Below are 24,340 nucleotides of genomic sequence, written 5' to 3'. Positions count from 1 at the left end.
GCCCTATTTATCGTCATCCATATGGCCTTCTATGTTACAATTTCAAGTCATTAAGAGCGTGCTGAATCCCTGATTTAGTTCACTATTCTTTAATCACTGTGAATACACTTTAAAAGTTATTGGCCTATGAAAAAGTACGAATTAGTTGTTCAAGATATTGTGAGCAAGATCTGTCAAAACAGTATTAATCACAAATTGCCAGCTGAAAGAGAACTATCTGAAATATATGGGTTATCTCGTTTCACCATTCGAAAGGCACTCGCAAAATTAGAGGCTATTGGAATGGTAAAATCTAAAATTGGGTCTGGGTATTTTGTTAATACTTCTTTAATTGGTACTCCCTTAGTCTATAACTCAATCACTGAAAACAGCTTTGAAGAAATATCTTATAAAAAGATTCAATTAAATAAAACGCTACCAAACCAACATGAACAACAAATATTTTCGTTAGCTGATGATGAGTATATTTGGAAGATTAGACGACTGAGGTTAATAAATAATAAAGTCGTTCAGATTGAAGAGGCAAAGATACCTGTCAGTATCTTCCCTGAAATGAATACAGAGATCATTGAAAACTCCATTCAAAAATACGCGTTAGCACACGATTTAGAGATCGACAGTTACCTCACTACCTATCAAGCGATCAACGTATCCAAAGATGACGCTGACCTTCTGGGTTGCAAAAAGAATGCGGCAGCGATGAACATCACCAACCGAGGTTTCTTAGCATCGGGTGAACTGTTCATCGTCAGCGATATCATCGACATCAACTACCAATGCACTTATCACACGCCTTTTAACAGTGAGAGCATGAATTTCAGAGATAAAAATAGCCGCTAGTGCGGCTATTTTATTGCGTTACTCAGTAACCGAATAGGTACTGTTTGAGTTATGGAGTGTGAATCGCGCCATCAGGAAGGCGACTTTGAGTCCACTCGTGGGGGCGATACATTACAGGAAATTCAGCGGTAACCTCTCGGTCTATTTCAACACCAATACCTGCGATTTCAGAAGCGTATAAGTAGCCATTAATTGGCTCTGCAGCGTTCGGGAATACCTTGTGCGTATTCTCGTTGTACTCGACATGTTCTTGAATGGCGGCATTGTGTAAGTGCACATTCAAATGGGTGTTTACCGCTGCGCCAATTGGCGTCATATCTGGTGGGCAATGCCATGCAATACGAACACCGAAGTTCTGACATAGATGGCCGAGTTTCAGAGCAGGAGTAATGCCACCAATCTGTGAAACATGACAACGAATGAAGTCAATGCGACGGTTAGCAATCAATGATTTCCACTCTTCAGGGTTATTAAATAACTCCCCTAAACCTAATGACACTGAGCTTTGGCTACGAATATTATCCAACCATTCCGTTTGATTTGGCGGCAGAATATCTTCAATGAAATACGGCTTGTATTGCTCGACTTCCTTCGCAAATTGTATTGCTTGGTTCGGGAATAGGCGCTCATGAACATCATGAAGAATATGGAATTTATTACCGTATTTCTCCCTAAGCGACTTAAACATCGTTAGTGTATTGTCCATGTACTGATCTTGGTCGTAGTACGAGCCTTCAGTCGGATTTTGAGTGGTATGCAAATCGGTTGGAACACCGCCATAGAAACCAAGCTGACAACGAATATGCTTGTAACCTTTGTCTAGGAAAGATTCCACCAGCTCATAAATACCTTTCATTGTGTCGCTAGTCGCGTGTGTGTATACAGGAATAGCATCACGAGACTTACCACCAAATAATTGATGTAATGGCATACCCGCTAATTTGGCTTTAATATCCCACAGTGCCATATCAACACCGGAAATTGCATTATTGATAACAGGGCCATTTCGCCAATAAGCGTTGACCATCATCATTTGCCATAAGTCTTCAATATTATTGGCGTTTTTACCAATAAGAATAGGTTTTAAATATTCATCGACCATTGTTTTTACAGCAAGCGGTCTTTGTTGGAATGTCGCACAACCAAACCCAGTCACGCCTTCATTCGTTTCAACTACCACGGTAATGAGATTGTGTCTGTCTGGTTTAGTAATAATACAATGGATATCAGATATAATAGTTTCTTTCACAATTAAATAACCTAAACTTAAGTCAACTCCTATTATCTAACCGCTTTAAAAACCACATTTCAAGCGCTAATTTTCGGTAAAAATAATTGGTACGTTAAGTGTTTTTTTTCGATTAACAAAACATACCAATTGGCCAAAAATGGTAAAAAAATAATTATTCGAATTTCAAGTGTGATTGAGATCTCTTTTTACTGCGTTGGAATTAAATTGGTTGTCGTTATGATTACTCGAGATAAATATATTCCAATAACAGGTGTAGTATGCAAATGGTAGAAAAGAGTGATGCCGTTATTAATAACTCGAAGTCATCATCGAAAAAGAAAAATTTCAAAGAAAATATACAGTTATTAGTCACTGCACTTGGTGGTGAAGACAATATCGTGAGTATCACACACTGTATGACAAGGCTGCGATTCAAATTGGCAGACGAGTCTCTGGTAGACGAAGATACGATCAAGCAGATCGCTGAAGTGAAAGGTGTGGTACTTCAACAAGGTCAAACTCAGGTCATCATCGGTGTTGAAGTAGAGAAGTGGTTTAACGCGCTCTCAAACACTCAACAAGCTGACGCTAATCCGGCTGACGAGCTAGAGAAAGGCAAACTGTTCCAAGGCGTGATGCGCATTGTCGCGGGTATCTTCGGCCCTGTAGTCCCAGCGATTGCCGGTGCAGGTATGTTGATGGGCTTGCTTTCTGGCCTTATCGCAACCAATGTTATCTCTGAAACCTCAGACACGGTTTATTTCTTCCGCTCTATCTCTGTTGCTGTGTTCTTCTTCTTACCTATGTTGGTTTCTTTCTCTGCAGCCAAGGTCTTTAAAGTAAATGAGTACATAGCTCTTGCTGTTTCGTCTGCAATGCTAGCACCCAAGCTAGTAGATAAAGCGGCGATGCTAAAAGATGCTGGCGCTGCACCTGAGCTGACGGTTCTTGGTATGGTTCCTATTGAACTGCTCAACTACGGCGGTGCTATCGTACCAGCTATTCTCGCTATCTGGTTATTGTCTAAAGTGACTCCGTTAGTTGACCGTCTAGTACCTTCTTCTGCAAAACCAGTATTTACGCCACTGCTTGCCTTTACGGTGACTTCAACCATCACACTTTCATTTGTTGGCCCTGCTGGTATCTGGCTAAGTAATGGCGCGGGTTGGGTAATGAGTTCACTACTGGAGATCTCTCCGACTTTGACGGGCTTTGTGTTTGGTTTAACTCGTCCTATTACGATTGTGTTTGGTATTCACCACAGCATGACACCAATCAGCCTGAACAACTTTGCATTGTATGGTAAGGATTTACTTATGCCGATCATGTGCTTAGGTAACATGGCAATTGCTGGTGCGACAATGGCAATCTGGCACAAGCAGCGCAAGACAGTTTCTAAAGAGCAATCTTCAATCACGATGGGCTCAAGCGTTACCGCTATCTTAGGCATCACTGAACCGGCTCTGTTTGGTGTCCTAACGAAATACACCAAAGCAATGATGACCGCGAGTTTAGCTGCAGGTGTGTTCGGTGCTATCTCGGTAACGATAGATACTCACTTAACGAGCTACATTCTTTCTTCTGTGTTCAGCTTGCCAGCTTATCTTGCAGGCGGTACGCAAAACTTCATTCAGGCACTAATGGGCGTGGTGGGTGTGTTCGCACTGTCTTATGTTCTAACGCTGTTGTTCGTGAAACTAGACAACAAATAAGACCTCCTCTCAAGCTATTGGGAAAAGAATCAACGTGGCTACTTTCCTTGTAGCCACGTTCCATCATTTATACCTAGCAATACCAATTTTTCTGTAAGGACACACTATGAGCCACATTGCGATTATCGGCGAGTGCATGATAGAACTGAACGGCGCTCCATTCGGTACCATGCAACAGACCTATGGTGGGGATACGCTCAACGCCGCTGTTTATTTGAACCGAAGTGCCACCAGCTATTCCTGTTCGTCAGATGCACCTATGATTCGTACCAGTTATGTCACAGCGCTAGGCTCAGACGCTATCAGTCAGCAGATGCTTAACCGATGGCAAGATGAAGGGCTATCAGCTGATTTCGTACTGATTGACGAGCAGCGCTCGCCAGGCCTGTACCTGATTCAATTAGACGACGTTGGTGAACGCACATTTCTGTATTGGCGTAATGACTCCGCTGCTCGCTACATGGTACAGCACCCAGATTTCGACAAAATAGCCGCACAACTTGAAGATGTCGATATGGTGTTTTTGAGCGGAATCTCTCTGGCGATCTTGCATCATGGCGATCAGCTAAAGTTACTCACTATCATCCAAGGTCTACGTGAACGCGGCGTTGCCATCGCCTTTGATAGTAACTACCGACCAAAGTTGTGGGGATCACAAGACGCAACCAAAGAAGCTTATCAGCTTGCTTATAAAGCGACAGATATAGCCTTGGTTACCTTTGATGACGAACAGCTGCTATGGGGCGATCAAACGCCACAAGACACCATAAAAAGACTGCATGTACTCTGCGTCAAAACTGTTGTTGTAAAGCTTGGTGCTGAAGGCTGCTTGATCAGTGAAAGCCCCAAAGATGTGCCAATAAAAGTCACAACAACACCTGTCGAGACTGTGGTTGATAGCACCTCTGCTGGCGACTCTTTTAACGGTGGTTTCTTATCTTGTTACCTCTCTGGAGGTTCTGTTTCAGAAGCCTGCCAACAAGGTAATGCACTCGCGAGACTAGTGATTCAACACCACGGTGCAATTATTCCAAAAGCCATCACCGATACTCTTTCAAACCCTATTAAGAAGTAAACCATGCCTACAATTAATGACCAATTAAAAGCACTTAAAGTTATCCCTGTTATCGCGATTGATAACGCTGAAGATATTATTCCACTAGGTAAAGTTTTAGCGGAAAACGGTCTGCCTGCAGCAGAAATTACTTTTCGTTCTGACGCCGCTGTTGAAGCTATTCGACTGCTACGAGAAGCTCAGCCTGACATGCTGATTGGTGCCGGAACAATTTTGAATGGTGAACAAGCACTGGCCGCGAAAGAAGCGGGGGCAACCTTTGTGGTATCTCCGGGATTCAATCCAAACACGGTTAAAGCATGCCAAGAGATCGGCATTGATATTATCCCGGGAGTGAACAACCCAAGTACAGTGGAAGCGGCATTAGAAATGGGATTAACGACACTCAAATTCTTCCCAGCAGAAGCATCGGGCGGCATCAGTATGGTTAAGTCGTTAGTTGGCCCATACGGCGATATTCGGCTAATGCCTACAGGCGGCATTACGTCATCAAACATCGACAATTACTTGGCTGTACCTCAAGTATTAGCCTGCGGTGGCACTTGGATGGTGGATAAGAAGCTCGTTGAAAACGGAGAGTGGGATGAGATTGCCCGCCTAACACGCGAGATTGTTGAACAGGTGAATCGCTAAGCACATAAGTAGCTAATCTAAACTGTTCGCAGATTTGGAAATTCGTTACATACAAAAAGAGCGAGAGGCTGGCCTCTCGCTCTTTTTTGTTCAAATCCAGAAATTATCCACCAGCCCCTTAATTAAGTAACCAATAGCTCACCGGATTATCCGGGCACTGATAAGGACCACATTCGACAAATGTAGCAATAGCATTCAATGCCACGACGACAATCGCCAGTAGACACACAATGCGCCCGAAATTGCTCATTTTATAGGGTTCATGGGACTCGGCCTTATTGGTCAGCATCAAGATCACGGCAACACCCAATATGGTTGCAGCGAACAACACGAAGGCCCAAGTGTAATAATGCATCCCAAATATCGGGCTACCGTAACCAGGAGTACCCGGAATCACGTGTAGGGAAACTTGTCTTAACGATGTGGCGACACCATACAAAGCGCCAATTAGCACAACCCCATAGTGACGAGGTTGAGGCCCATAAACCACATTCAGCATGAAGCCAAACGCGACCATCACAAAGCCAATTCGTTGCAGTAAACACAATGGGCAAGGAAGCTCATTGAGGACAAACTGAAGAATAAAGCCGATCAACAAAACAGCTGTCATACCCAGTAAGCCAAGCGTATTCAGAAGAGTTAACTGATTTCGATTCATGCTAGGTCCTTACAATAAGATTGATAGAGGGTCAGTCGCATGGTGATTAAACCAATACAAACCAAGGATCACTGAGCCAGCGAAAAAGCCATACGCGGCGGTCTTATTGCCGAAAAACCCGCACACCATCGCCACAAGTAACAACAAAAATAATAAAGACATCATAAGAGGCATCCTCTCCTTATTTATCGAGTTCACTCAAGGTGAACGTCATAAAAATATCCACACGTACGCCCTTAATCATGCAACTTCGGTAAATCTATGGATTACGGATTTAAAATCATCAACTTAATAGTTGTTAGTAACCTCTAAGCTGTCAAGTTAGAGACGATAAGTTCTTTGACAGGGTTTGCTACGCTTATATTGCTCAGAGAACATTTTGTTATTTTTGCTTTAGCGAGTCCCCGGTATTTATTGACCACTACAAGGTGGCTCCCATCGTAGCTAGGAAGCTTCATGAAAAAACACTGTACCTCGTTATTGTCACTCCTATCCTTTATCAGCCTCGCACTTCCAAATGCCAGTTTAGCCAACTACGCCATTGTGCTGCCCGGCCAGCATGAGCAAGGGAACAACTTGCAAGGCTCTGCTGTATCAGCAGACAACGTGATTGATTGGGAGATAGATAACAGTGATTTAGTATTTGGGGCTTACGGCAATAAAAGTGACAACGAAAAAGCCAATAGCATCGGTTATATGTACAACCAAAAGTTAGAACTAAATTCGGGAGCGTTGGAAGACGAAATTAGAAACACGGCAGAGAAAAACAACATTGATTACGAAGACTTCTTCTTACACTTTTCAGAAGATACTATTCTTGCAGAGCTGGATACAACGCACGGTGAAAATACGCTTTTAAACCGCAAGCCTATGATCGTTGGCTATACCGCAGACGAAAAACATGCGGGCTATGCACTTTATCAGCAGCCGCCTTGGGATTCTGATGTGTTTGAACATTTCGAACGTGGCGGAGCACTCTACGTTTACCATTCGGAGAAGTTCGATAGCTTAACATTCGAATTTTCACGCTTTGCACAAGGCGGAGAATTCCATATTGAATATCCAACATCGACGAATGTTCTAGGCCAATCTACGGCATGGGCTCGCTTAGAAATAATAAACGATCACACACAGAATATGACTCAAAACCAAGCGGTAAACTGGCGATTGCCCTCGAATTGGGTCAGAGCAACGACTCACGATGGCAGCGGCCAGAGCTACGGTGGCGGGCAGTATTTTGGTTCTACATTTGTGCGAGGTGGCGGCCGTTTATACGTTATCAGAATCCGCTGGCAAGGTAGTTCAAGCGATATTCGACCTCGCTTAAATCAAGTTCAATTAAAAGACAGTTTCCCTAAGTTCGATATCAAGAACCTACCGTTTCCCATTTCAAGTACAGATCCGAAGTCATCCGGCAAAGCCAAACATTGGCGGAAAATTCACGGCTTTGACCAAGCCGCGGATCTAAATAGAGATAACTACTTATCACCTTCTGAGTATCAGAATCGAACCAACAAATCGGCCAAGGCGCGCTTTCGTTGGGAATCTCGCGTCATTCCTTTTGGACGAATGTGGAACCAAAATTCATCATGGGCGCTGACCAACCTAACTAATCCACAGTTATTAAGTGCAATACAAGCTTACTATTCCAAACATTGGGCTCAGCAAGGCCTGCGCGGGGCGTATAACGACGACACCAATAAGCTCATGGGCAACAATCAGTTTGAGGTGTATATGGGTGGAAAAATCAGTGAAATGGAGCTTATTGTAGGCTCAGATGACGCCGACCAAGTTTACCAAACTCAATTCACCTCTTTCCTACAGAACCTAACAGCGCACGACAGTAATCCGATCGTTGGGCTCAATATTGGAACGGCCAACCTTTATGGTCGGCATGGCCAATCACACCTAATCAAAGCAGGAAATGTCTATCTGAGAGAGCATTATTTATTCCCGTCGACAGGATTCAGTGGTTATGCAGGGCTGTCTAAATTTTGGGATAATTCTGCGCTGGCACACGGCAAGAAAAATGTGATATTTCAAGCAACCACGCATTTTGGCCGAGTTGAATATTTTGGAAACAACGAAGAAAACTGGAAACAAGACCAGTACTCAACACTCGCTATTTTTTACCTCAACTACCACCCCAAACACAGTTACTTCAACCAGTGGAACAGCGGCTACGTATATGGGAGCAACAATACAACCAAAGACAACTTCTGGAAAAGTGGTATACCAAAGAACATAGCTTATCGGCCAACCGCATTACTCGCCGTTGATTTAGGATCCCCTACTCATTCGATACCTCAAGGTTTTGAAGCCATCCCTTTGATGCTTTCAACGAGTAGCCCACAACCAGCCGATTACACGATTGTTGGAAACGCAGCCCAAGACCACATTGAACATGCTGATCTGCCGAACGGTAAGGTTCAATTACTGCCAACTCATAGTTACTTTGTTTATCAATCGGATCACTACGCGGTAGAAGGTGGCCCAGAAGAGATGGTGCTCGCGAGAGAGTTTGAGCATGGCCGTGTCCTTTATCGCACCGACTTTCATGGACAGAACTCAGACTTTTACTCGGCACCGAAACTCAGCATTCCATTAAAAAAACCAATGAGGCCAGTCGATGCAAACGGCGATATTGGCGACTATGTAAACGAAGTTAAGCTTGGGGGATATCAAGGGCTATTTCTGCTTTATTAACTCCTTAACCCCTTAACCCCTTAACCCCTTAACCCCTTAACCCCTTAACCCCTAGTTCAGGGTATTAGCCATCTTTACGCAACGGAATAAACACTTACCACTTTTCCTTTAAATTATCGGTGACCGTTAGCGGCCTTTTACCATCACACGCGCCTTTCTCAAGGTCGTAGACAGGACTGGCTCCATGACTACTCCACCGGTGATCTTCCCTCGCTATTTTTCGATATTGCGTCGGCGTGGCGCCAATGTACGTTTGGAAGGTTTCATAGAATCGGCTACTCGAATTGAAGCCCACCGTGAGTGAGATATCGAGAATGGTTCTGTCCGTATCACTCAGTAAAGCGCGAGCATGATTAATACGCATCGCAGTAATATACTGCTTAATGGTCATCTGCATCGTTCGTTGAAATACGTTCATTGCATAGTTGGCATGTAATCCAATATGTTCTGCGATATCTTTCACGGTTAATGGCTGGTTATGATGCGAGGCGATGTATTCCAACATTTGGCTGACATAGAATTGAGAGTGTTTCGACACCCCTTTTGAAGTCGATTTGTCCTGTCGATTTACGAGCAGTTGTTGCCAACCATCAAGGCAGATTCGCTTAAGCATCAAGCCAATTTCATCGATGGCCAACTGCTGGCGACTTTCTGACGAATGCTTGATCTCTTGTACCCATCGGGCAATTTCAAATTCACTCACTAACGAACAAGAATTCGATTGCAACACACTGCCGTGAGTTATCTGATTGACTAAATCCCGACTGAGAGTCCACGACATAAAATGATGAATCGGTATGTTGATGATCCCCATATTATGGCTCTGGCCGGGATTGGTGAGTCGATGAGGTACCGATGCCCAAAACAAGCCAATCGATCCGCTCTTAACCACGATTGGACTGCCGTTAATGATGTATTCCACATCGTCCCCAAAAGGAATATTCACCTCAATTTGACCATGCCAATGATAGCCGGGCATGGAGTGAGGAGCTCTAAGCTCGATATCGATTTTCTCATAGGAAGAATAGAGAGAAAGCGGGCTTACCGACACTGTCTCGGACGAGTACTTATCTAAAGTGATAATTCTCAGCGTATCAGGGGTTGATTGCGGCATATCTCGTTCCTTAGGAAATCGTATAAATGACTTTTAGCAGTTCCTCGACAATAAAACTCTGAAGGCGATCATAGTGCCAAAATACCCCATTTCATAAGATCAGCACAATGTGATTAGAGTCAGCATCTTAAGTACAAAACTCGCTTCGTTACACAATGCCTCTCCTCAAAAGCCAGCAAGTTATCCCATTTCCTAAGATTTTCATTCAGTGATTTTAAAATATTAGTAAACGGGAGAGCTATTTGATTATCTGAGACGAATCGACGTGGGTTCTAGGTGTAATTTATCTGTATCAACAAAGAACTCAGAGAGATAAAGGATCCCACTATGCAAAGCCCTAAAATCACATTCATCGGTGCAGGCTCAACCATTTTTGTTAAGAACATTCTTGGCGACGTTTTCCACCGTTCAGCACTACAAAATGCTCATGTCGCATTGATGGATATTGATGAGAATCGATTAGAAGAGTCTCACCTTGTCGTCAGTAAGTTGATGGAATCATCCGGTGCGACTGGCTCTATCTCATGCCATTTAGATCAAAAAGAGGCACTACAAGGTGCAGATTTTGTTGTCATAGCCTTTCAAATCGGTGGCTACGAGCCATGTACCGTCACAGATTTCGAAGTGTGTAAGCGCCATGGTCTGGAACAAACCATCGCAGACACACTAGGCCCAGGCGGTATTATGCGTTCGCTACGCACAGTCCCGCATCTTTGGAGTGTCTGTGAAGATATGACTGAGGTTTGCCCGAACGCGACCATGCTTAACTACGTCAACCCAATGGCAATGAACACATGGGCAATGTACGAGAAGTATCCACACATTAAACAAGTCGGTTTGTGTCACTCAGTACAAGGTACCGCAGAAGAACTAGCACGCGACCTAGACTTAGATTACGCAGATCTTCGCTATACCTGCGCAGGCATTAACCACATGGCTTACTACCTAACCCTCGAGAAAAAAACAGAAAGCGGTAAGTACGTCGACATTTATCCAGACCTACTTGAAGCCTTTGAGAGTGGCCAAGCGCCTAAGCCGGGTATTTATCACAATGGTCGCTGCACCAACTTAGTCCGCTATGAGATGTTTAAGAAGCTTGGCTACTTCGTGACAGAGTCTTCTGAACATTTTTCTGAATACACCCCCTACTTTATCAAGCCAAATCGTCCAGATTTAATCGAACGTTATAAAGTGCCACTTGATGAATACCCTAAACGTTGTGTCGAACAAATTGCCGATTGGAAAAAAGACCTTCAAGAGTTCAAAACGGCCGATAAGATCACCGTTGAGGAATCTCACGAATACGCTAGCACCATCATGAATTCTATCTGGACGGGTACACCTAGCGTCATCTATGGCAACGTTAAAAACGAAGCCTTAATCGATAACCTGCCGCACGGTTGCTGTGTTGAAGTCGCCTGTTTAGTCGATGCCAATGGTGTGCAACCAATCAAAGCTGGCCGCCTACCAAATCACTTGGCCGCATTGATGCAAACTAACATCAACGTCCAAACTCTATTAACAGAAGCCATTCTCACTGAAAACCGCGACCGTATTTATCATGCTGCGATGCTTGACCCTCATACTGCCGCCGTACTTGGAATAGAAGAGATATACGCGCTGGTTGATGACTTGATTGAAGCCCATCAGGGTTGGTTACCAGAGTGGGTTAACAAGTAACTTCATACTAAAAAACATACAACAACGTGAATATCAACGCCTTCTCACCGAGGAGGCGTAAGGAGTGGCAATGAGTATCTCTATGAATACCAAGCTAAGTTATGGCTTTGGCGCATTTGGTAAAGACTTCGCAATCACCATCGTCTACATGTACCTAATGTTTTACTACACGGATGTAGTCGGTATTTCTGCCGCTACAGTCGGCACCATTTTCCTCGTCGCACGCATCTGGGATGCCGTCAATGACCCTATTATGGGGTGGTTAGTCAACAATACCCGCACTCGATGGGGCAAGTTCAAACCTTGGATTTTAATTGGCACACTGGCTAACTCCGTGGTTCTTCTGATGGTGTTTAGTGCGCATTACATCGAAGGTCCTTGGTTAATCGCATACGCCGCTGTAACCTATATCTTGTGGGGCATGACTTACACACTAATGGATATCCCTTTTTGGTCACTGGTCCCAACACTCACCTTAGATAAGCGTGAACGTGAAGAGCTCGTCCCATACCCTCGCTTCTTTGCTAGCCTAGCTTGGATTGTAACTGCGGCTATCGCAATGCCTTTCGTGAACTACGTAGGTGGGGACGATAAAGGGTTCGGCTTCCAGATTTTTACACTCTTGTTGATCGCTTGTTTCTTGGTATCAACTTTCATTACTTTGCGTAATGTAAAAGAACGTTATTCAACCGCCAACCTAGACACAAATCAACCTGAAGAAAAGGTTTCACTGAAAAAGCTACTGTCACTTATCTACAAAAACGACCAACTGACTAGTGTTTTGTGTATGGCTTTGTCTTATAACCTCGCGACCAACATCATTACAGCGTTCGCGGTTTACTACTTCACTTATGTGGTGGGTAATGAAGAACTTTTCCCTTACTACATGGCTTATGCAGGTATTGCTAACCTCATCACACTGGTGCTGTTCCCTAAACTTGCCCAGATGTTTTCACGCCGAGTTCTGTGGGCATGTGCATCGTCTTTCCCTATTTTAGGCAGCGCAGTACTCATCTACGTTGGCATGTACGACAAACAGAGCATTCTGCTGATATCAACAGCAGGCGTTTTTCTACAAATTGGTACAGCGCTATTCTGGGTACTTAACGTCATCATGGTGGCAGACACGGTCGATTACGGTGAGTTTAAACTGGGTTCTCGTTGCGAAAGCATCGCTTACTCAGTGCAAACCTTGGTCGTAAAAGCAGGTTCGGCATTTGCCGCTTTCTTTATCGGTATCGCGCTCACCGCTGTTGATTATGTACCTAACGTAACGCAAAGCCCTGAAACCGTATTCGGCATGCAATGCATCATGGTTGGTCTACCAGCTTTCTTCTTTGCCATTGCGCTAATCATCTACTTCCGCTTTTACAAGCTGAACGGCGCATATCACCAAAAGATCCAAGACCACCTCACTGAAAAATATGACCGCATTACAAACGAAGGCTCAGATAAAGGGGAAACCGCAAAACCGACAGAACCGGCACAAGTCGTATAGCATGAAATCACATCGAACAGTTTACATATACAATTAAAAGCGCAAACACAAACAACAAAGCCACAGCGTATGCTGTGGCTTTGTTGTTAGTTAATCGGCTCTAACCAACACCTTGATTAAGCAACCAATAACTCACTGGGTTATCAGGGCATTGATAAGGCCCACACTCAGCAAACGTAGCAATAGCATTGAGCGCAACCACAACGATTGCCAGTAAGCACGCAATACGCCCTAGATTGCTCATTTTGTATGGTTCTTGAGTTTCTATCTTATTCGTTAGTATCAAGATCACAGCAACCGCAAAGATAGTGGCCGTGAACAAAACAAAAGCCCACGTATAATAATGCATCCCGAGGATGGGGCTACCATAGCCAGGCGTACCGGGAATTACATGTAACGAGACCTGTCTTAGCGAGGTAGCAACACCATATAAAGCGCCAATTAGGACGATGCCATAGTGGCGAGATTGAGGCCCATAAACCACATTCAACATGAAGCCAAACGCCACCATCACAAAGCCAATACGTTGTAATAAGCATAACGGACAAGGCAACTCATTAAGAACAAACTGAAGAATAAAGCCGATCAACAAAACGGCTGTCATACCTAGCAAGCCAAGTGTATTCAAGAGAGTTAACTGATTTCGATTCATGCTAGCTCCTTACAGTAAGATCGATAATGGGTCGGTGGCATGGTGGTTAAACCAATACAAACCTAGGATCACTGAGCTAGCAAAAAAGCCATAAGCAGCGGTCTTCTTATCGAAAAAGGCGCATAGCATCGCCACTAGTAACAACAAAAACAGTAAAGACATCATAAGAGGTTTTTCCTTTCTATTTATCCTGTTCAGTCAGACTAAACGTCATAACGAATATCCACACCGATGCTCTTAATCATTCAAGTTCGGTAAATCGATGGATTACGAATTGAAGATCATCAACTTAATAGTTGTTAGTAAGATCCAAGCTGTCAAGTTTGGGGCCTCGTACTGAGTACTCACAAGTACGTTGAGGCAACTAATGAACAGATGATGCGCGTTAATGTTGATGGCAGATAAGGTTGGCGAATATGTGAATGAAGTTAGGCTTGGGGGAATATTAGGGGCTACTTTTACTGTACCCAAAAGCAAAAATCCTAGCGAAAGGTCGCTAGGTTTTAAATACAAAATGAGGTAATACAAGCTTACTTCAGCGGGTCATTGTCCGGCAGTGCCTTATGAAGCCATAGTGCTAAACGCTTCTTGATGTTCGCGCCATCAAGCTTATCGTCAGGTAACGGTGTGATCTGATTGACTTCAACAAGGAACAAGTACACCGCTTTAACCTTTATCGGTTGGGATGAATTTGGCAAATCAAAACCTTGTAGTTTTGCCATCTTAAAACCGACTTCAACTGCTTTTTTTACCAGCTTATCTTCATTAATGATCTTCGCGGTTTTCGACATATCATCTCCATCATCTTTATCGAACGAGTACTGAGTATATCAAACAGAAAAACTCACAAGATTACCTCGCTCTCAATTTGAGGAGTCGCTTTGATAAATAACATAAAACGAATAACAGGCTCTAGGCTGATTCAAATTTGGTTGGTATTTACGATATCAATGGCTATACGCAAACGAGCTCTTAATAAAAAACTCAGTAAATGAGATCTTAAGTCAAAAACTGAAAATCGAACAATATTTAACTTACCATCCTAAAGAATACGGAATACTATGATTATCATTTAGGTGATATACATTCTATAGAATACAAATAAACCTATGTTATTTAACCAGTTTTATAGTAAAACGACTTAGGTCATATTTACAGGTTCCTGTAACAGAATGTTATTTACAAAACACTCATTAAGAAAATAGAATAAACCCACTAATATTATACTGGTGTTAAAAATGCGTTACCTATGGGCTTCATTCTGTCATAAAAACCCGATCATCGGACGAATCGTTCATATCCTTGTTATGTTGGTAGCGTTAGCTTCTATCGTCGTTCCATTGATATCAAAAGACGCAACAACCATCTTGGTTTCATTGGGTGTTGCTCTGGTCTGTTTTGTGTTGTTTGTGTTCTTTGCCCTGGCCGACAAAATGCGTTCAGGCATGCACTAATCAGCCAATCAGTTCTCTATTCACCAAGCGTTCTCTTTTTAAAAAATCATTATAAAATGCTGGTTACCAGATACGGAAAAGCCCAAAGTTATTAGCTTTGGGCTTTTCTTCTAGCGACTATGGTTGATTACAACCGAATGATAAGAATCAATCAGGCATTACAACAATACCCATGGTTTCAAGCAGTTGCTCTTGCTGCCAAGCGACGATTTTAATCCCCGATGTGTCGACCTTTCGAGGATCTAACCCTTCCAATTCAGCGTGGCATAAGTTTGCTCCCTGCATACTGAACTGCCCCCATACATCTTCCGAGAACACGCCTCGGCTAAGATCAGACTCTTTCAGTGACGCGCCACCAAGGTACGTTCCTATCCAACGGTTCTCAAACAGCTCGCACTTCTCTAAACAAGCCTGTTCAAAATTGGCGTATGACAGGTTACAGCCCGTAATATACGCAGAGCAAAAATACATTCTATTGCTTACCTGATTGGCAAAATTTGTTCGAGTAAAGTTCGCGCCTTTCAGATCGCATTCGCGCAGTTCGATCCCATAGCAGTTTGCATTACTAAAGTTCGCCATCGCCAACTGGCAATTCTGGAAGCTTGCATCTCGTAAGTCGGCAACATCAAAGTGGCACCCCTCAATATCGCCTTGTTCAATAAACTTACAGTTAATAAACGTTGCGTCGCGTAAGTTCGAACGTCTGAAATCACAACGGATAAACGTGCAGGCTGTAAATGTAAGCTCTGATAAATCTTGCTGAGCAAAACTGTGGTGATGATAAGTGCTGTTATTAGTATCCATTTAGCCCCCTAAAGAAATTAAGCTAAGACTATCATTACGATCTTAAGAAAACACCAAATTAAAAACCAACAAAAACAGCAACTTAAAATACCAAAAATTAGCCATTTTAAGGCACCAAACAAGCTCTTTAAGGCTGTTATTTTCGTTTTATAGCATGCGCTTATCTTGAAAAAAGTTTTGTCGCTTAGAAGGGGATATAAGAGAAAAGTCACTTTGACGAAGCGAGTCAACTATTGACAGCGTCCTAACGCGCTAGACTGGACGGTTGGTATGTTGCTGGTTACACTATTCCTCATTCTCAGCATAAAGAGTAAGAACAATGAAAGACATGCGACAAGCTATGCTCGATGCAGGGTTTAGCCTTATTAATGAACACGGGTTTGCTGGTGTTGGCCTGATGAAAATCATCAACCAAGCGGAAGGCACCAAGGGTTCTTTTTACCACTACTTTAAATCCAAAGAGCACTTTGGCGAGATCCTTCTTACCAACTACTTTGATGAGCACCTCGCTAAGCTGAACGACTTTTTAAGTGATGAGTCGCTTTCTCGTCGTGATCGCGTTAAAGCCTATTTCGAGTTTTGGTGCGCGTCGAAGCTGACTGAGGACTTCAATATCCAATGTCTTGTCGTAAAACTGGCTGGAGAAGTCTCTGGGTCTGCTAACCCGTTGCAATCGACTATGGCAGAAGGCGCGGAAAAGATCATCCTGCGTATGGCAAAGCTGTTTGAAGAAGGTAATGCCGATGGTGATTTCACTATCGCAGAACCAGAATCGCTATCTCGAACGCTCTATGGCTTATGGCTAGGCTCAACGCTCATGGCTGCGATGCAGCGCAACCGTTCGATTCTAAACAATGCCATGGATGAAACCATTCTTGCCATGAGCCCAGCACAAGAATCGGCTGACTAGATACCAGCGACCAAGTACCAAAAATCAAAAGGCTCGCACAATTTAGCGAGCCTTCTATCTCACTTTAAATCTTGATTGAATCGATTCACGCCAACTCACTACCCTAGACGAGACGCAATATTATTGGCTTTGAGTAAGCCCTTAATAACCGGGTCGATATGCTTGAAGAAGCTCAGCCATCCTTCACAGAGATAATTTAACCCTGCCTCACCATCTCGGCTTTTGATGATGCGGTTTTTGGGGCACTCCCCATGACATGCGAACTTAAACTCACAGGTTTGGCATTGTTTCGGCAAAGACTTCTGTTTGGAGAACCCAAAACTCTGTTGCTTTGGCGAAAAGGCTAAAGATGAAAGCTCTTGTTCCTGAATATTACCCAACTGAAATTCAGGAAAGACATAATGGTCACATGAATACACATCACCATTGGGCTCAACCGCTAACCCTTTGCCGCAGATCTCACTCAAGGTGCACATGGTGCTTTCTCTGCCCATCCACACGCCGAAAAAATTTTCAAAGTACGGCACTAATACCCGACCAAAATCATGTTCGAACCACTCGTCAAAAATGGTAGTAAGGAAATCTCCCCATTGCGCTGAACCGACACTCCACGATTCAACTTCGCCAGAGACAGGAATGATCGCTTGTTGGTTGCTCAACCATTGATTGTTGGTATGAGCCTCGCGCTTATCCACCACAGGGATGAACTGCAGCTGCTTCGAACCCACTTCATCGCGTAGAAAGCGATAAACCTCTAGTGGATACTTACCTGTCACATCATTCACACAGCTTAGGGTCGCGAACTCGACGTTATGTTGTTTCAAGTAGCGAATGCCACGCATTGTTTGAGAAAAAGTACCTTTGCCTGCACGGTTGGTTCGGTAGTGATTATGTAAGTGCTCTGGGCCATCAATGCTCACACCGATGATAAAGTCATGTTTATTGAAAAAATTACACCACGCATCATTCAACAAGGTGCCATTGGTTTGCAGATCATTACTAATAGTACTGTGGCTAGGGCAATATTTTTTCTGCAGGGCGACGACCTTTTGAAAGTATTCAATCCCCAACAAGGTTGGCTCTCCACCATGCCAAGAAAAGATGATTTCCGGTGTATTTTGCCCTTCTATATATTGTTTGATGTAACGCTCTAGCAGCGCTTCATCCATCACATATTGAGATCCTTTGGGGTATTCAAGCAGCTGCTGTTTTTCTAAGTAATAGCAGTAGGTGCAACTGATATTACACACCGCCCCAATCGGTTTTGCTAGCGCTTGAAGCTTGCTGTGCGCCTTAGCATTGAACTGCGGGATTGAACTCAAGTTTGATAGCGATAGTGTCGTCATGAAGAGCGCCTCGATGTAAAAGTTATTGTATTAGCTAAAACAATTCGTAATTCCTTTACACGGTGTTCATCGGCCAACCAAGCTTGATGGCATTAGGTTGGCCGAGTGGTTCATTTCCTCTATTTTACGTTTTCAAACGGGTTCCACGCTTCGTCAACCGGAACGATGTTTTGCACTTTTTCGTACTCTTGATATTCAGCGACCATTTCAAGGAACAGATCTGGCATTTCATTTCTCAAGTCATGTTGCTCAGCAGGGTCTTTCTTGGTGTTGTATAAGTGCCACTCACTGTCCCCCCCCATACCGGTAGAGATTCGGATGATCTTATAATCGCCTTTGAGCAGAATTCCACTGCCAAACAATTCAAATGGAATCGCATTATCGGCACTGTGCACCTCTGCCGTTTCACCCTTAAAGTAAGGCAACAAGCTCACGCCACTCATTGGTGCTACTTCTCGACCTTGATATTCCGTTCCTGGATGCTCTACCTCTGCGATCTCAAGAATCGTGGCTGCAATGTCTTTCACTTGGGATAAGTCGTCAGTCTGAGTTCCCGGTTGCAACGCATCTTCACCTTCTAGAAGCGCTTTGGCTGGCTTAACGATAAACGGCACACGAATACCTCCCTCTGCTGTATAAGCTTTGTACCAAGATAGGCCGCCGGTTGAAGCGCTTGCCCACTCAGGACCAAGTGACACACTGGAGTTCGCCTTGCCTAAGTTTTCAGTCGAATTATCAAAGTGATGAGCGGTCCAGGTTCGTATCAGATCACTAATATTTTCACCGGTAATATCAGTAGCTTCTGGACCGTTATCGGCGAGATACATAATGTAAGTGTTGTCATACTCACCAATTTCTTTCAAGTAGTCGACGACCTGCCCAACTTGTTGGTCTTGCATCTCCATCATTCCCATCGCAACAGCCATTTTCTTGCCATACCACTTCTGCTCTTTCTCAGAGAGCGAATCCCAAGGGCGGCTCAATGCATTACGGCCTGAAATATCAGCATCTTTTGGAATCACCCCCATCTCTTTCATACGTTCAAAACGATCCTCTCGAATCGAATCCCAGCCATGTTCAACATAGTAATCAATCTTGTCTTGATAACTGGATTCAGGAGCTTGCAGTGGGAGATGAATTGCTGTGAAAGGCAAATAAGCAAAGAAAGGCTTGCCGTCGTCTTTTTTGCTGTCGATCATCTTGATCAGCTCATTAGTGTAAACTTGATCTGAGTACTCGCCTTTATACTTATCCTCAACCACCTGACCGTTGCGGTAAGTTGGCTCAACTTCAACGCCGGGGATATCCCCTTTTTGCAGCGCATCCGCTGTCGCGGCATTTTTGGCAGGGAACATCATATCTCGGTTAAAGTGATTCGAACCGCCCGCTAAGATACCGTAGCTCTCTCCAAAACCTCGATCGTCAGGTAGGAAGCCATCCTCGTGTCCCAAATGCCATTTACCAGACAGGTAAGTGTTATAGCCACTCTCTTCGAGCAGCGTTGCGACCGTGACGCCTTTCTTGGTGAGGTAACCTTCATAACCCGGCTTACCAATCGCGCCCGGATAGACGGCATAGTCGAAGGTGCCTAGCCCAACCTCGTGACTGTTTGCTCCGGTTAACATCATAGAGCGCGTTACCGATGAAGTTGGTGACGCGTGAAAGTTAGTAAACTTAACCCCCTCTTCAGCCAACGCCATTAGGTTTGGTGTATCCGCTTCTGAGCCATAAGGCTGTGTATCGGCAAAGCCCACATCATCGCCAACAATAACAACAATATTCGGCTTTTCTGATTCAGCCGCAAGAGCAGCACTGCTTGCCGCGGCCATTGCAGTGAACACTAAAGATTTCTTGAATGTCTGCATAAGACGTTCTCCAATTTCTGTGATTAATTTTTTGTGATTAACTTTTTCTGTAATTAACTTTGATTAGGATTTGAATTAGTGCGCGGCTTGCGACATCCAATGTAATAAGTCGAGCGCGGGATCATACTCTTGAGCTGCTGCCATGCCGATCCAAGTGACTCCCTCCGCTTGGCTGGCTTGAACGCCACTTCCAGAGATATACATCAATCCAAGCTGTGTTTGAGCTTCAGGGCTACCGTTATTGGCTGCGGTGACGAACCACTCCGCGGCTTTTTCATCATTCTGTTCTACGCCATCTCCGCTCAGATATAAGTAAGCGACAGAGATCTGAGCATCCAATTGCCCTTGATAAGCCTCATCCAATAATTGCGCGACATCTTGATGCTGCTGCGATTGATCCATGGTGCCTACGTTCTTAGAGCTTTCGCTTCCAACGCTTGCTTTGGCAAAAAACAGTGCGGCCAAAACACCAGTCAGAATCACGGTAGTTAAACGTTTATTGATCATTTATTTCCTCCTCGGGGAATAAAGGTCACAACGTCCCTGTTGAATGCGTTAGGTGAAAAGTAGGAATGGCGCGATGATGCACAAGCTTGATAGCAATACGTTTTCAATTTTCATAATTGGCTCTCGAGTAATAGTTGTGAGTGAATCAGGGGCTGAACTAAATGGTCATAAAATTCAGTCGATTAAGGCAGAGACTTAAATCGCTTTCTCAATGATGGTTTCAATCGTCTGTTTCGAGATTGGGTAGAACTGAAAACAGATGTCTTTTTCAATCGCTTCAGCAATGTTGTTCTTCTCTTGCTCATCAAAGTCCCAGCTGCTGAAACGCTTCATCGCACCGACACTGGTTTGGAAATTATTTAAGAAATCCAACACTCTCTGGTAAACCATCTCATCGGTTCCCGTAGTGTCGACCGAGAAAGCTTGAGCTAACTTCGCCGCATTCGGCATATAGAATTCCGGCAGCGCCTCAATCACAACCGGCATCAGTACCGTGTTGGCATCACCATGCGGGATATGGCTAATCGCACCAAAGGCATGAGCACAGTTATGAATCGGAATGCCACCCAAAGACGAATAGAAAGCAGAGATCGCCATAGTACTAGCTTGAAGAAGGTTGCCGCGTGCTGTTAGGTTTTCTGGCTCTTTAAGTGCCAAGGGTAAGTTTTCAACAATCAGTTTTGCAGCTTGAATTCCATAAGCATCGGTGAATGCATTACTCATTGGCGAGACAATCGCTTCAACCGCGTGCGTTAGCGCATCCATCGCGGTAGAACGAGTCAGGTGAGCAGGCAGCTTAGTGGTAATCGTTGGATCAAGAATCGCGATATCAGCTTCCAATCCAGATGCAACAAGGCTTGCCTTAATATTTTCATGTTCGTTGTAAAAAACAGCAATCGGAGAAGCTTCCGCGCCAGTGCCCGCCGTTGTCGGAACCGCAATGTGTGGTACTCGAATATCTTCATTATTTGGCCACACATCCATATGACCGCCACCCGCAATCACGGTGCGAATGTCATCTATCTGCTTATGAAATGCGTATTTCACACCTTTGGAAGCATCAATCACACTGCCACCACCAACAGACAAAATTGCATCAGCATTGACGCTATTTGCAAACTCAATTGCAGCGTTGATGTTGTCGCAAGTCGCGTCTGGCGCAATATCGGTGTACACACCAACCAGCTGAGCCGCTTGTTCATTGCATAGTTGGGTCACCTTTTGGTTTACAAACAACGCTGAGAATTGTTCAACAAAGCCCAAAGACTCCAAACCTTTGTCAGAAAAAAGCACAACTCGTTTTGCACCTAGGCGAGCAAACAAAGAAGGGATGTTTTCGATGCCGTTCTCTTGAGCATGAACAATGGTTTTCAGTTGAAAGTTAAAGTTATTGGTAGTCATGGTGTTTACCTCGTTTATGTTTGATGACTAAACAATAACCAATACAAACCGGTCGGTCTAGAGTGCTAATGTCAAAGATATGTCAATTAAGATCGTTGAGGATCATTTGTCGGAAACGAAAAAAGCCCGCAAATGCGGGCTTAGGAATGTTAGAATCAACGAGCTAAACGACAGAGGTTAACGCAAATGAGCGGGTACCTTTGTTTTGTCTCGGTTGAGATAGTAATACAGATAAACCAAAGAGTAGACGGTCACAAACGCATCGAGCGCAAACACGCCACTCCAACCATAAAACCACTCATAATCGTTGATACAGACGTTGTATAAGAAGATGCCAACAAACATCGACTTCTCAAATGCACTGTAAATCATTGTCGAAGTACGCAGCGATTTGTACTTGGCCGAGAACATCAGCAACACACCAATACAGCCAACCATCACGCCCCAGTGCTGATAAGTACCCAACAGATACTCCTTATTTTCCATCATCGTATCGTTGTAAGAAAACAGGGTCTGCATGCTCCAATCCGGTGCCAAGAAAGTGGAAAAAGCAGTGGCGGTTAAGAATCCAGTAATCATCAAATACGATTTCATGGTTCGTTCAAAAAAGCGTTCCAACATAAAATAACCTCTAAAAATAACTTCTTAATAATGAATAGCGTAATGACAGAAATGATTTACTTACCAAGCATGCTCATCACTGCTGTTTTTAATTCGTTGTCTTCTTTTGCAAACAGCTGCTTAACTCGATGATCTAAGCCCGTTTCCAAAACTGTTTTGGCATGGGAGAAAGTGAGAAAACCTTCTTTACCGTGATAATTGCCCTGCCCTGATTCACCAATGCCACCAAACGGCGCATCATCAACCGCTAAATGGAAAACACAGTCATTGATACACATTCCACCGGAATGAACTTGATGCTTAACCTGGGACTGTAAACTCAAATCAAAGCTCATCAGATACAGCGCTAAAGGCCGTGGTTTGCTATTGATGACTTGGAACGCCTCTTCGATATTGCGATACGTAATCAAGGGTAATAATGGGCCGAAAATTTCTTCGTTCATCACTTTGGATGACAGGCTTGGTTCAACGATCAAATGTGTCACCAATCGATGAGTATCTAGGTCCATCGCTTCGTCATGGCAAGCAACGATTCGTGTCCCAGCTTCCTGCTCTTCATTCAATAAACCAACAATACGATCACATTGGCGAGGGTTAATGAGCGAGGTTAAACTCTCAGAGTAGATCCCTTCATCAAACAATAATTGGTACTGTTTTTTATACTCAAGAATGAAGGCTTCAAGCTTCTCTTCAGGGAGTAGCACGTAATCTGGAGCAACACACACTTGACCGTTATTTAGGCTCTTACCATAAATGATTCGCTCAACAGCAAGATCGACTGGCATATCTTCAGCCACGATAACCGGCGACTTTCCACCCAGCTCAAGCGTGACAGGAGTTAGCGTATCAGCCGCTGACTTCATCACTTGGCGACCCACTTGGGTTGAACCCGTAAACAGAAGGTGATCAAACGGCAACGCCGAAAATGCCGCGGCAATTTCAACCTCGCCCTCAACAAGACATACCTCGTTGGCATTGAAGACTTCATCCAATAGTTGTCTTAAAACGTGATTGGTTTCTGGCGTAAATTCACTCATCTTGATCATGGCGCGATTGCCCGCTGCCAAGGCTGAAATGAGCGGGCCTACGGATAACATGATAGGGAAATTCCACGGGGCAATGATCCCCACTACGCCTTTAGGCTGATAAACCACTTCAACACGAGAAGTTGAAAGCAAAGGACCGGAGTGGCGAATTGAAGATGTCGACCAATGTGGCAAACACTCGATGGTGTGATCGATATTTCCTAAACAAGGAAGTATGTCGGCCATCAAAGTATCTTGTCGGCTGCGGTGACCATAGTCCTCACTTACCGCGGCACACAAACGGTCTGTGTAATCGATCAGAGCAGATTTCAGCGCAAGCAACTGTTCTATTCTCACCGACACAGTGGGCATCGGATCATCTGCAAAAGCTTCCTGCATAGTCTTCAACGTCGCTGTCATTTGTGTTGCCGTCAATTCATGTTTCATACATCACCTCATGGTTAGGAGAGGCACACAATAATACACAACAAACCGGTCGGTCTAGTGTTATTTTGTCAGAGAATCGTCAAAGCGTTTATGAAATAAGTGAATAAACGTTAAACAAATTAAAAATCAGAAAGCTTGGGAATTTAAAATCGAAAGGAGTA

The 24,340-nt window shown here is 44.0% G+C and carries 23 protein-coding genes; 9 read left to right on the top strand and 14 right to left on the bottom strand.

Features of this window, described 5'->3' with window-relative positions; translation table 11 throughout:
* The first annotated feature begins 126 nt into the window (after window positions 1-126).
* Window positions 127-840: a GntR family transcriptional regulator gene (locus BCV39_RS17755; protein WP_102300128.1), complete on the top strand. Its 714-nt coding sequence runs from the start codon at window positions 127-129 to the stop codon at window positions 838-840.
* A 49-nt stretch (window positions 841-889) separates the two neighbouring features.
* Here the strand turns inward: BCV39_RS17755 and BCV39_RS17750 are convergent, their stop codons facing one another.
* Window positions 890-2,089, bottom strand: a complete 1,200-nt coding sequence (locus BCV39_RS17750; RefSeq protein ID WP_102433570.1) for an enolase C-terminal domain-like protein — start codon at window positions 2,087-2,089, stop codon at window positions 890-892.
* Between the two features lie 260 nt (window positions 2,090-2,349).
* On the opposite strand from BCV39_RS17750, the gene BCV39_RS17745 reads away from it, so the two are divergent.
* The 3 genes from BCV39_RS17745 to BCV39_RS17735 all read left to right on the top strand — a co-directional run bounded on the left by BCV39_RS17745 (window position 2,350) and on the right by BCV39_RS17735 (window position 5,491).
* The gene (locus tag BCV39_RS17745; RefSeq protein ID WP_102433569.1) at window positions 2,350-3,783 is read left to right on the top strand and encodes a PTS transporter subunit EIIC; all 1,434 of its coding nucleotides are present in this window, start codon (window positions 2,350-2,352) and stop codon (window positions 3,781-3,783) included.
* A gap of 106 nt (window positions 3,784-3,889) precedes the next feature.
* A complete protein-coding gene (locus BCV39_RS17740) occupies window positions 3,890-4,858 on the top strand; it encodes a sugar kinase (protein WP_102433568.1) in 969 nt (322 codons plus the stop codon).
* A gap of 3 nt (window positions 4,859-4,861) precedes the next feature.
* On the top strand, window positions 4,862-5,491 hold the full coding sequence (locus tag BCV39_RS17735; RefSeq protein WP_102433567.1) for a bifunctional 4-hydroxy-2-oxoglutarate aldolase/2-dehydro-3-deoxy-phosphogluconate aldolase: 630 nt from the start codon (window positions 4,862-4,864) through the stop codon (window positions 5,489-5,491).
* Window positions 5,492-5,609: 118 nt separating this feature from the next.
* Here the strand turns inward: BCV39_RS17735 and BCV39_RS17730 are convergent, their stop codons facing one another.
* Together BCV39_RS17730 and BCV39_RS23215 are read right to left on the bottom strand one after the other, a co-directional pair.
* Window positions 5,610-6,149 carry a disulfide bond formation protein B gene (locus tag BCV39_RS17730; protein ID WP_102433566.1) on the bottom strand — a complete coding sequence of 180 codons (540 nt, stop codon included), beginning with the start codon at window positions 6,147-6,149 and terminating at the stop codon, window positions 5,610-5,612.
* A gap of 9 nt (window positions 6,150-6,158) precedes the next feature.
* Window positions 6,159-6,314, bottom strand: a complete 156-nt coding sequence (locus BCV39_RS23215; RefSeq protein WP_029223582.1) for a DUF5993 family protein — start codon at window positions 6,312-6,314, stop codon at window positions 6,159-6,161.
* Window positions 6,315-6,605: 291 nt separating this feature from the next.
* Here BCV39_RS23215 and BCV39_RS17725 point away from each other — a divergent pair, with 291 nt between their 5' ends.
* Window positions 6,606-8,855, top strand: a complete 2,250-nt coding sequence (locus BCV39_RS17725; protein WP_102433565.1) for a hypothetical protein — start codon at window positions 6,606-6,608, stop codon at window positions 8,853-8,855.
* 94 nt (window positions 8,856-8,949) lie between these two features.
* On the opposite strand, the gene melR is transcribed toward BCV39_RS17725, so the two are convergent.
* A complete protein-coding gene (melR, locus tag BCV39_RS17720) occupies window positions 8,950-9,969 on the bottom strand; it encodes a transcriptional regulator MelR (RefSeq protein WP_102433564.1) in 1,020 nt (339 codons plus the stop codon).
* Window positions 9,970-10,296: 327 nt separating this feature from the next.
* On the opposite strand from melR, the gene BCV39_RS17715 reads away from it, so the two are divergent.
* Together BCV39_RS17715 and melB are read left to right on the top strand one after the other, a co-directional pair.
* A complete protein-coding gene (locus BCV39_RS17715) occupies window positions 10,297-11,649 on the top strand; it encodes an alpha-glucosidase/alpha-galactosidase (protein WP_102433563.1) in 1,353 nt (450 codons plus the stop codon).
* A 70-nt stretch (window positions 11,650-11,719) separates the two neighbouring features.
* Complete coding sequence (melB, locus tag BCV39_RS17710; RefSeq protein ID WP_102433562.1) at window positions 11,720-13,147, top strand: melibiose:sodium transporter MelB; 1,428 nt, start codon at window positions 11,720-11,722, stop codon at window positions 13,145-13,147.
* A 100-nt stretch (window positions 13,148-13,247) separates the two neighbouring features.
* Here melB and BCV39_RS17705 read toward each other — a convergent pair whose 3' ends face one another.
* The 3 genes from BCV39_RS17705 to BCV39_RS17700 all read right to left on the bottom strand — a co-directional run bounded on the left by BCV39_RS17705 (window position 13,248) and on the right by BCV39_RS17700 (window position 14,590).
* Window positions 13,248-13,799 (bottom strand): disulfide bond formation protein B, encoded by a 552-nt coding sequence (locus tag BCV39_RS17705; RefSeq protein ID WP_102433561.1) that lies wholly within the window; start codon window positions 13,797-13,799, stop codon window positions 13,248-13,250.
* Between the two features lie 9 nt (window positions 13,800-13,808).
* On the bottom strand, window positions 13,809-13,964 hold the full coding sequence (locus BCV39_RS23210) for a DUF5993 family protein (RefSeq protein ID WP_017061085.1): 156 nt from the start codon (window positions 13,962-13,964) through the stop codon (window positions 13,809-13,811).
* Between the two features lie 365 nt (window positions 13,965-14,329).
* On the bottom strand, window positions 14,330-14,590 hold the full coding sequence (locus BCV39_RS17700) for a DUF5062 family protein (RefSeq protein WP_017061084.1): 261 nt from the start codon (window positions 14,588-14,590) through the stop codon (window positions 14,330-14,332).
* A gap of 447 nt (window positions 14,591-15,037) precedes the next feature.
* Between BCV39_RS17700 and BCV39_RS17695 the strand changes: the two genes are divergently transcribed.
* A complete protein-coding gene (locus BCV39_RS17695; protein WP_102432460.1) occupies window positions 15,038-15,253 on the top strand; it encodes a hypothetical protein in 216 nt (71 codons plus the stop codon).
* 147 nt (window positions 15,254-15,400) lie between these two features.
* On the opposite strand, the gene BCV39_RS17690 is transcribed toward BCV39_RS17695, so the two are convergent.
* The gene (locus tag BCV39_RS17690) at window positions 15,401-16,057 is read right to left on the bottom strand and encodes a QnrS family quinolone resistance pentapeptide repeat protein (protein WP_102432461.1); all 657 of its coding nucleotides are present in this window, start codon (window positions 16,055-16,057) and stop codon (window positions 15,401-15,403) included.
* A 319-nt stretch (window positions 16,058-16,376) separates the two neighbouring features.
* On the opposite strand from BCV39_RS17690, the gene BCV39_RS17685 reads away from it, so the two are divergent.
* On the top strand, window positions 16,377-16,967 hold the full coding sequence (locus tag BCV39_RS17685; RefSeq protein ID WP_102432462.1) for a TetR/AcrR family transcriptional regulator: 591 nt from the start codon (window positions 16,377-16,379) through the stop codon (window positions 16,965-16,967).
* A 98-nt stretch (window positions 16,968-17,065) separates the two neighbouring features.
* On the opposite strand, the gene BCV39_RS17680 is transcribed toward BCV39_RS17685, so the two are convergent.
* The 6 genes from BCV39_RS17680 to BCV39_RS17655 form a co-directional block, all read right to left on the bottom strand.
* Window positions 17,066-18,313, bottom strand: a complete 1,248-nt coding sequence (locus BCV39_RS17680; RefSeq protein WP_102432463.1) for an anaerobic sulfatase maturase — start codon at window positions 18,311-18,313, stop codon at window positions 17,066-17,068.
* 119 nt (window positions 18,314-18,432) lie between these two features.
* The gene (locus tag BCV39_RS17675) at window positions 18,433-20,178 is read right to left on the bottom strand and encodes an arylsulfatase (RefSeq protein ID WP_102432464.1); all 1,746 of its coding nucleotides are present in this window, start codon (window positions 20,176-20,178) and stop codon (window positions 18,433-18,435) included.
* Between the two features lie 75 nt (window positions 20,179-20,253).
* Entirely contained in the window at window positions 20,254-20,685 is a 432-nt protein-coding gene (locus BCV39_RS17670; protein WP_102432465.1) for a tetratricopeptide repeat protein, read from the bottom strand.
* 195 nt (window positions 20,686-20,880) lie between these two features.
* The gene (locus BCV39_RS17665) at window positions 20,881-22,086 is read right to left on the bottom strand and encodes an iron-containing alcohol dehydrogenase (protein WP_102432466.1); all 1,206 of its coding nucleotides are present in this window, start codon (window positions 22,084-22,086) and stop codon (window positions 20,881-20,883) included.
* A gap of 177 nt (window positions 22,087-22,263) precedes the next feature.
* On the bottom strand, window positions 22,264-22,707 hold the full coding sequence (locus BCV39_RS17660; protein WP_048664473.1) for a hypothetical protein: 444 nt from the start codon (window positions 22,705-22,707) through the stop codon (window positions 22,264-22,266).
* 56 nt (window positions 22,708-22,763) lie between these two features.
* Window positions 22,764-24,179 carry a coniferyl aldehyde dehydrogenase gene (locus tag BCV39_RS17655; RefSeq protein ID WP_102432467.1) on the bottom strand — a complete coding sequence of 472 codons (1,416 nt, stop codon included), beginning with the start codon at window positions 24,177-24,179 and terminating at the stop codon, window positions 22,764-22,766.
* Window positions 24,180-24,340 lie beyond the last annotated feature (161 nt).

The organism is Vibrio sp. 10N.286.55.E10, assembly GCF_002872555.1.
GTDB lineage: Bacteria > Pseudomonadota > Gammaproteobacteria > Enterobacterales > Vibrionaceae > Vibrio > Vibrio crassostreae.
This window is presented reverse-complemented; position numbering and strand designations above follow the sequence as displayed.

Bases quoted from the DNA above. Each gene is read 5' to 3' on its own strand.
- BCV39_RS17755 (WP_102300128.1), top strand. From the start codon at position 127: ATGAAAAAGTACGAATTAGTTGTTCAAGATATTGTGAGCAAGATCTGT.
- BCV39_RS17745 (WP_102433569.1), top strand. From the start codon at position 2,350: ATGCAAATGGTAGAAAAGAGTGATGCCGTTATTAATAACTCGAAGTCA.
- BCV39_RS17740 (WP_102433568.1), top strand. From the start codon at position 3,890: ATGAGCCACATTGCGATTATCGGCGAGTGCATGATAGAACTGAACGGC.
- BCV39_RS17735 (WP_102433567.1), top strand. From the start codon at position 4,862: ATGCCTACAATTAATGACCAATTAAAAGCACTTAAAGTTATCCCTGTT.
- BCV39_RS17730 (WP_102433566.1), bottom strand. From the start codon at position 6,149: ATGAATCGAAATCAGTTAACTCTTCTGAATACGCTTGGCTTACTGGGT.
- BCV39_RS23215 (WP_029223582.1), bottom strand. From the start codon at position 6,314: ATGATGTCTTTATTATTTTTGTTGTTACTTGTGGCGATGGTGTGCGGG.
- BCV39_RS17725 (WP_102433565.1), top strand. From the start codon at position 6,606: ATGAAAAAACACTGTACCTCGTTATTGTCACTCCTATCCTTTATCAGC.
- melR (WP_102433564.1), bottom strand. From the start codon at position 9,969: ATGCCGCAATCAACCCCTGATACGCTGAGAATTATCACTTTAGATAAG.
- BCV39_RS17715 (WP_102433563.1), top strand. From the start codon at position 10,297: ATGCAAAGCCCTAAAATCACATTCATCGGTGCAGGCTCAACCATTTTT.
- melB (WP_102433562.1), top strand. From the start codon at position 11,720: ATGAGTATCTCTATGAATACCAAGCTAAGTTATGGCTTTGGCGCATTT.
- BCV39_RS17705 (WP_102433561.1), bottom strand. From the start codon at position 13,799: ATGAATCGAAATCAGTTAACTCTCTTGAATACACTTGGCTTGCTAGGT.
- BCV39_RS23210 (WP_017061085.1), bottom strand. From the start codon at position 13,964: ATGATGTCTTTACTGTTTTTGTTGTTACTAGTGGCGATGCTATGCGCC.
- BCV39_RS17700 (WP_017061084.1), bottom strand. From the start codon at position 14,590: ATGTCGAAAACCGCGAAGATCATTAATGAAGATAAGCTGGTAAAAAAA.
- BCV39_RS17695 (WP_102432460.1), top strand. From the start codon at position 15,038: ATGCGTTACCTATGGGCTTCATTCTGTCATAAAAACCCGATCATCGGA.
- BCV39_RS17690 (WP_102432461.1), bottom strand. From the start codon at position 16,057: ATGGATACTAATAACAGCACTTATCATCACCACAGTTTTGCTCAGCAA.
- BCV39_RS17685 (WP_102432462.1), top strand. From the start codon at position 16,377: ATGAAAGACATGCGACAAGCTATGCTCGATGCAGGGTTTAGCCTTATT.
- BCV39_RS17680 (WP_102432463.1), bottom strand. From the start codon at position 18,313: ATGACGACACTATCGCTATCAAACTTGAGTTCAATCCCGCAGTTCAAT.
- BCV39_RS17675 (WP_102432464.1), bottom strand. From the start codon at position 20,178: ATGCAGACATTCAAGAAATCTTTAGTGTTCACTGCAATGGCCGCGGCA.
- BCV39_RS17670 (WP_102432465.1), bottom strand. From the start codon at position 20,685: ATGATCAATAAACGTTTAACTACCGTGATTCTGACTGGTGTTTTGGCC.
- BCV39_RS17665 (WP_102432466.1), bottom strand. From the start codon at position 22,086: ATGACTACCAATAACTTTAACTTTCAACTGAAAACCATTGTTCATGCT.
- BCV39_RS17660 (WP_048664473.1), bottom strand. From the start codon at position 22,707: ATGTTGGAACGCTTTTTTGAACGAACCATGAAATCGTATTTGATGATT.
- BCV39_RS17655 (WP_102432467.1), bottom strand. From the start codon at position 24,179: ATGAAACATGAATTGACGGCAACACAAATGACAGCGACGTTGAAGACT.